Genomic DNA, 7446 nt, shown 5'->3' with positions numbered 1-7446 from the left:
GCTTGCTCGGGCATGATGAGCATGGCGCTCACCACCAAGAACATGGGCACAAACGCAAACAAGATGTAGCACACACCACCAATCACGGGGCCATGCGTGGCGGCCTTGATGCTGTTGGCCGACATGACGCGCTGAAACACGTCTTGCTGTGGAATGGAGCCCAGCATGATGGTGATGGCCGAGGCAAAGAAAAACAACACGTCTTTGGTGTTGGGCTCGGGCCAGAACTTGAACATGTCTTGGCTGATGGCCAACGCGATCACCTTGTCAGCACCGCCCGCTTGGTCTGCGGCAAACACCGCCAAGATGGAGAGGCCCACCACCAAGATGATCATTTGGATAAAGTCGGTGATGGCCACCGACCACATGCCGCCAAACAAGGTGTAGGCCAAGATGGACGCCACGCCAATCACCATGCCGAGTTCCATGCTGACCACACCATCTGAGAGCAGGTTGAACACCAAGCCCAAAGCCGTGACCTGTGCCGACACCCAGCCAAGATAGCTGACCATGATGATGAGTGAGCACACCACCTCCACCACGCGGCCATAGCGCTCGCGGAAGTAGTCGCTGATGGTGAGCAGCGTCATGCGGTAGAGCTTGCCCGCAAAGAACAACCCTACAAAGATGAGACAAAAGCCCGCACCAAACGGGTCTTCCACCACGCCGTGCAAACCCCCATTCACAAACTTGGCGGGGATGCCCAGCACCGTCTCTGAACCAAACCACGTGGCAAAGGTGGTGGTGACGATCATGGCCATCGGCAGGTGACGACCTGCAATGGCGAAGTCAGACGAGTTTTGAACGCGCTTGGCCGCCATCAAACCAATGGCAATGGTGACCAGCAAATAGACGATGACGAGTGTGAGCAGCACGGATCAACTCCGCAAAAAACCAAGTGCATCCACCTGCGGGCGAAGCTTGGCACTGAGCTGTTCATACGCGTGCTTGAACGAGGTGAAGTCCACCGCCACTTCGCTGCCGTGGGCTTGGAGTGCTTGGCGGATTTGATACCAGCCCACATCTGGGCGATTGAGTTTGAACTCGTCACGAATCTTTTTTTCAAACCGCGTGGCGTGGTACTGCGCCCAGAGCTTTTTACCCCCCGCTAACACGGCTTGCGCTTCTTGCGAGAACTTCAATTTGGCCATATAGCGCTGCATGAAGTTGGATTCAAACCTCTCACAGGCCCCCACCTCGACTTCGGTGAACGGGATAAAGTGATTCACCAAAGACCACGGCTTGTTGTTCCACACCAAGCCGTTGGCACCCGCGCTCAAATTGCTCCCGTTGAACAGCATCCACATCAAACAATCGGTTTTGAACGCCTCGCTCAGCGCTTGGTTGGGTTGCAAAAATTGATCGCGGTCGTTGAGCCAAGTCGGCTTGATGAGACGACGCACAGCAAACACGATGGCCGCTTGCCAAAGATTCTCTGGGGTCACAAAAAAGGCCCCTGCATTGCCATACCCAGAGGACAGCAAGGCCGTGCCTTGTGCCGCATGCTGCATGTCGTTGCCAAACACAATCATGCTGCCAATCGCATCGTCGGCCCATTTATCACCGCGCACGTCCTTGGTGCTGGTGCTCGGGGTGATGGCATTCTTCAGTGGTATCGCGTCTTGTTGGTTGGAGCGAGGACGCACGATCCACGCACTCAAGGGCAGTCGATCGACGCTGCGGTAAAAGGTTTTGCAGCCGATCACTTGCCCGTCTTTGTCGAGTGCTGTCGTGCTCACTTGGCTCAAGGGCTCTTTCTTGCTGGTGTCCCAGAGCAAAAAACCAATCGGGAAATTACCCCTCAAACCATCAAAGGCTTTGCTGTGCAGCACAAAACCATTGAGATACTTGGCCTGCCAATGGGTTCGCAGTTGTTCAAAGTTGGGCGAGTTGACGTACTTCAGCGTGCTGAACATGGCCAGCACTGCGTTGGGGATTTCGTTTTGAATGCGCACCATGAATTGGGCAAACAACTCGCGGCTGGCGTAGCCGTAATTGCCCATGCAATCGGCCACACGGGTTTGCCCAACGCCTTTTTTGAGCTCCGAGTTTTGGCCATTCGCTTGGGTGGTGTTGTCCACGTTCATGGCTTCGGCGTAGGGTGGGTTAATTAGCACCAAAATTTTCTTTGCGCCTTTTTTCTTGGCATTAGCGTCTGCAATGGCTTGTCGTAACTCCAGTGGCATTTTGTTGGTCAGGCTGTAGTCGAACTGGCAAAAGTCAGTCACATCGTCATTCAAGTAGTCGTATTGAAACTTGGTCGCCGCCACGCAGGTGTGACTGGCGTGCATCACATCAATGTCCGCCCGATCAAGCGTACTCATAAAAATATGACGGTGGTTGCTGTGCTTGACCTCTAGATTACCCACCCCACAGCACATGTCCCACACGATGTAGTTTTGCTGCCAGTTCTTGCCCAGCGCTTGTGCCAGCAAGTCATAGGCTTTGTCGACCACATGCAAAGGCGTGTAGTAAGCGCCTTTGAAACTGCGCTCATCCAAGGGTAGCAAGCTGTCGCGCCGCTCCAGCAGGTAGGCGCGGTACGCTTCATCAGGGGGACGGTGGTAAATGGCCCAGAAATTGCGATAGCCTCTGTCGCTGCCGAGCTCGTAGGTTTTGCCGTTCAATAAAAACAAGGGCTTGTCGTCTTCGTGCAACAACCGCGCGGGCAAGTTGCTGATGGTGGCCTTAGTGCCGTCGTGCATGATGTCGGCAAAAAAGAGCAAGGCGTAGTCAGCCTCACTGACCCCATCGATCTCACGCCCGACCATCACCACCCACTTGTCAAACACTTGTCGCAAGTTGTCAGGGGAGATCGGTGTGCGGATCAGTTTGCCTGCCTTGATGGCCGTTTTGACCGCCTGCACAAACTCTTGTTCGTGGCTGTCCATTTTGTACACCACGAAGTGCGCTTCAATGTAGGGCGCAGCTTGCATGGCAATTGTCTTATCCACCGCCGAGGCGGATTTGGGCCAAGCAATGCTTTTGTCGGCCATGATGGGCAGTGCCTTGGCGATCTCCATGATGGCGGCTTTTTCGCGGTCGATGACGGCCAAGAAGGGCGGAATGTGCTCGCCCTTTTTACGGGCATCGCGCACATAAAACAAAAGCTGAGTGAACATCAGCACTGGCGGGGTCGCCGCTTCTTTGGCTTCAAACCAAATTTCTTCGGTTTGGATATCCACCAAACCCTTGTTGTATTTCTTCAGTCCAAGCGCTTTGATATAGGCATCTTTGACATCTTCCTCTGTCTTGGTCAAAGCCAGCTCTGCATTCAAACTCATAAGTGTTGTCCTTTCAAAGATGCAGGCACAGCCGAGGCAGCGACCAGGTGAGCAACGCGCCGCCCACAAAACCCAGCACCCAATACAGCAGCGTGTGCAAGAGACGGTTGGTGCGGCGTTGCTCTTCGATGAGCTGTTGCAACTGGGCATGGCCGTCGGTTTGGCGGTGCTTCAAAAAGTCGTGCACCAAACGGGGCAACTCGGGCAAGAGCTTGGCGTAGCGCGGCGCTTCGGCACGCAGTTGATCCCACAGTTTTTTCGGACCAACTTGGTCAAGCATCCACTTTTCCAAGAACGGCTTAGCGGTACTCCACAAATCCAACTCGGGGTCGAGCTGGCGGCCCAAGCCTTCGATGTTGAGCAGTGTTTTTTGCAGCAACACGAGTTGCGGCTGAATCTCGACATTGAAGCGGCGCGAGGTTTGGAACAAGCGCATGAGCACCATGCCGAGTGAAATTTCTTTCAACGGACGGTCAAAGTAAGGCTCGCACACGGCACGAATGGCGGACTCCAATTCGTCCACCCGCGTGTCGGCGGGCACCCAGCCGGACTCCACATGCAACTCGGCCACGCGCTTGTAGTCGCGGCGAAAGAAAGCGGTGAAGTTTTGCGCCAAATACTCTTTGTCGTACTCGGTGAGCGTACCCACGATGCCAAAGTCCAACGAGATGTAGCGGCCAAAGGTGGCGGGCTCTAAGCTGACTTGGATGTTGCCGGGGTGCATGTCGGCGTGGAAAAAACCATCGCGAAACACCTGGGTGAAGAAAATGGTCACGCCATCGCGCGCCAGCTTAGGGATGTCCACGCCCGTTTCGCGCAAGCGGTCGGTTTGGCTGATGGGCACGCCCTTCATACGCTCCATCACGATGACGTCGTTGTGGCAAAAGTCCCAAATCATTTCGGGGATCAACACGAGGTTTAGGCCTTCCATGTTGCGACGCAGTTGTGCAGCATTGGCTGCTTCGCGCACAAAGTCGAGTTCGTCGTGCAAGTACTTGTCAAACTCGGCCACCACTTCGCGAGGCTTCAAACGTTTGCCATCGGCACTGAGGCGGTCCACCCAACCGGCCATCATGCGCATGAGGCTCAGGTCTTTGTCGATCACGGTCAACATGCCCGGACGCAACACTTTGACCGCCACTTCGCGCGTGGCACCGCTGCGGTCTTGGATGACGGCAAAGTGCACTTGGGCGATGGAGGCACTGGCGATGGGGTGGAGCGTGAAATCCACAAACACCTCGCTGAGCGGGCGACCAAATGCACGCTCGATGATGGCCACGGCCGCATCGGATGGAAACGGTGGCACACGGTCTTGCAGCAAGGCCAACTCATCGGCGATGTCGGGCGGCAACAAATCACGACGGGTCGAGAGCACTTGGCCAAACTTCACAAAGATGGGGCCGAGGTGCTCCAACGCTTCACGCAAACGCTGGCCACGTGGGGCCGACAAATCGCGCCCCACCGACACGATGCGGGCCAGAAAACGCAAGCCCGGCTTTTGAAAACTGGTGAGCACCAGCTCGTCCAAACCGTAACGCAAGACGATGAAGACGATGTAGATACCGCGCAACAAACGGGTCATCATGGCGCGGCTTTCTGAGCCTGCGGTTGCGCTTGTTGTTGCACAAAGCTGCGTAGCGCGTCCACGGCACGCTTGGCAGTTTGCACCAAGGTGTGGGCGGGGGCATCGCCAATGAGGCGGGCCACGTCTTCTTCTGGGTCCCAACGCACGTGGTCAATCAGCCAGTTCACCTCGGCGGCTAACTGCACATCACCCTCAATGCGAATGGCGGGCTTGTCGCCTTCCAACACGGTTTTGACCAATTCAAAAGGTGAGGGTTCGTTCACACGCAGCACGAGGTCGGCAGCTTTGGCGCCGGAATCGGGTGCGATGTACTCCACCAAGCCCGCCGGCGTGAAGGCACATTGAAACACTTGGTCGCGCCAGCACACTTGCACATAGCGGCCCCTTTGGCGCTGCAAGCGGTCGCGGGCTGCGGGCTCTTGCATGAGCACATGGTTCAAAAACAGCACCACGCGTTGCTGAACCTCAGCCACCACCCATGCGGGTTGCGTGAATGAGGAAGGAAGGTCTGCGAGGAGTTGGGCGCGCAGCGTGTCTGCTGCGTCGGCCAACCAAGAAAAAGGGGACTGTGTTGCCATAGTCCCCAATTATTCCCTGTTTGGGCGCCCTTCTGAGGACACCCGGATTTCTTGCAGGTTTATTGCAAGGCTTGCACGCCCGCGACCAACCAGCCCAAGCTGCCATCTTTGGGCTTGGTCATGTTCCAGACTTCGCGGAACGGAGTGGGGCCAGAGGATGGCTCTTCACGGATGAGGCCTGAGAACTCCACACTGGCCATGTAGTTGCTACCTACATCCTCAATACCCAACAGGTGTGCGTCGAGCATGACCACCTCGGTGTGATTGGCTTGGCCGTTGGCAGTGGCTTCGCGCTCGGCCAACTGGGATTTGATTTCGTCCAGCATGCTGTCGGTCATCATCATGCGCAGTGAGGCGATGTCTGAGCGGTCCCATGCTTGTTGCAAGGTCATGAAGTTTTGCTTGGCAGCGTTGACAAAGCCAGCCATGTCGAAGTCAGCAGGAATGCCCCAAGTTTGGTTGCCGCCCAATGCGGAGCCAATCATGGAGCCCCCGCTGGTGGGCGCAAAGTCAGTTTGCGTGTCCACGGGACGAGCCGAAGAATCGTTGCCCACATTCTTGGGGTTGTACTGCGGCAAGGTGTTGGGGCTCATCGCGCCAGCGCCTTCAAAGGCATAAGGGCTGGTATTGGCTGCCTCAGGCTGACGGCGACGCATGACGGCACCGATCACCATCATGGCGACCAAAGCCAAGAAAGCGAACATCAAGAATTGACCAAACTCAGCACCCAAGCCCAATGAGTGTGCCAACCAAGCCAGACCTAAGCCAGCGGCCAAGCCGCCCAACATACCGCCCATGCCCCAAGATTTTTTGGGCTGTGCAGCGGCGGGCGCTGCGGGTGTCGCAGGTGCGGGTTTGACAGCTTCGCGCTGTGTCACATTGCTGGACTGTTGGCCCACCGACTTACCACCGCCTAACCGTTTAGCGGCCTCAGCGTGCATCGTGGCCAAAGCCATGGCCACCACAAAAAGGGCTGTTAAAAGTTTTTTCATCACATCATCTCCTGTTGTCTGAATGTATCAGCACTTGATTCCAACATGAAGTGTGACCACGCTGGCACTCATGTTGTGAAAGTCCACATGGCCAAAGCCATTTTGTTTCATAAGGGATTTCAATTCCTCCTGGCCGGGGTGCATGCGAATGGACTCTGCCAAGTAACGGTAGCTGGCATCATCGCCTGCAATCATCTGGCCCAGCTTGGGCAAGATGTTGAAGGAATACCAGTCGTAGGCTTTCTCCAGCGGCTTGGCCACCTTGGAGAACTCTAGCACCAGCAGCTTGCCTTGGGGCTTGAGCACGCGGCACATCTCGCGCAGCGCTGCATCTTTGTGCGTCATGTTGCGCAGACCAAAGGCGACGCTCACCACATCAAAGTGGTTGTCGGGGAAAGGCAACTTCTCAGCGTCGCACACCAAAGTGGGCAGGACCAAACCGTGGTCGAGCAATCGGTCACGGCCCGTGCGCAACATGGCTTCGTTGATGTCGGTGTGCACCACGCGGCCGGTTTTTCCCACCTTCTTGGCAAAGGCCATGGCCAAGTCACCCGTACCGCCTGCGATGTCGAGCACTTGCGAGCCCTCGCGCAAATTAGCCACCATGACGGTGTAGCGCTTCCACAAGCGGTGTAAGCCTGCGGACATGAGGTCGTTCATCACGTCGTATTTGGACGCAACCGAATCAAACACGCCGCGCACATGCTTGGCTTTTTCTTTTTCGTCAACGGTTTTGAAACCGAAATGTGTGCTGGTCATATGCATATTATCTCTGCACCACGGGATCAGCAAAAAATCTACGCAATCAAAAATTAAGGGTAAGGCGGATTCAAGGACGAAGTGCAACACGCTTTAACGAGGCATGAAATACCTCGTGAGGTGTCTTGAATCCTAGTCGCTTTCTGGGGCGGTGATTCAATCGATTTTCAATCATAGTCAATTCCTCATCCGTCACGGTTTCCATGCGGCGCTTCTTTGGGATGTATTGGCGCAGTAGGCCGTTGAAG

6 protein-coding genes are annotated in these 7446 nt (G+C 55.8%); all 6 read right to left on the bottom strand.

What is annotated here, in order from left to right; all coding sequences use genetic code 11:
• The coding region (locus RMS03_RS02425; protein WP_310625522.1) for a sodium:solute symporter family protein at window positions 1-875 on the bottom strand (875 nt) is incomplete at its 3' end.
• 3 nt (window positions 876-878) lie between these two features.
• Window positions 879-3284: a hypothetical protein gene (locus tag RMS03_RS02420; protein ID WP_310625521.1), complete on the bottom strand. Its 2406-nt coding sequence runs from the start codon at window positions 3282-3284 to the stop codon at window positions 879-881.
• 13 nt (window positions 3285-3297) lie between these two features.
• Window positions 3298-4866 carry a ubiquinone biosynthesis regulatory protein kinase UbiB gene (ubiB, locus tag RMS03_RS02415; RefSeq protein ID WP_310625523.1) on the bottom strand — a complete coding sequence of 523 codons (1569 nt, stop codon included), beginning with the start codon at window positions 4864-4866 and terminating at the stop codon, window positions 3298-3300.
• Window positions 4866-5447, bottom strand: a complete 582-nt coding sequence (locus RMS03_RS02410; protein ID WP_310625520.1) for a hypothetical protein — start codon at window positions 5445-5447, stop codon at window positions 4866-4868. The genes ubiB and RMS03_RS02410 overlap by 1 nt, the downstream gene beginning before the upstream one ends.
• 59 nt (window positions 5448-5506) lie before the next feature.
• Window positions 5507-6439, bottom strand: a complete 933-nt coding sequence (locus tag RMS03_RS02405) for a Tim44-like domain-containing protein (RefSeq protein WP_310625519.1) — start codon at window positions 6437-6439, stop codon at window positions 5507-5509.
• A gap of 27 nt (window positions 6440-6466) precedes the next feature.
• A complete protein-coding gene (ubiE, locus tag RMS03_RS02400) occupies window positions 6467-7198 on the bottom strand; it encodes a bifunctional demethylmenaquinone methyltransferase/2-methoxy-6-polyprenyl-1,4-benzoquinol methylase UbiE (RefSeq protein WP_310625518.1) in 732 nt (243 codons plus the stop codon).
• Window positions 7199-7446 lie beyond the last annotated feature (248 nt).

Source organism: Limnohabitans sp., from assembly GCF_031538885.1.
Lineage (GTDB): Bacteria > Pseudomonadota > Gammaproteobacteria > Burkholderiales > Burkholderiaceae_C > Limnohabitans.
The sequence above is the reverse complement of the archived record's forward strand: the minus strand, read 5'-3'. Positions and strand labels throughout refer to the sequence as shown.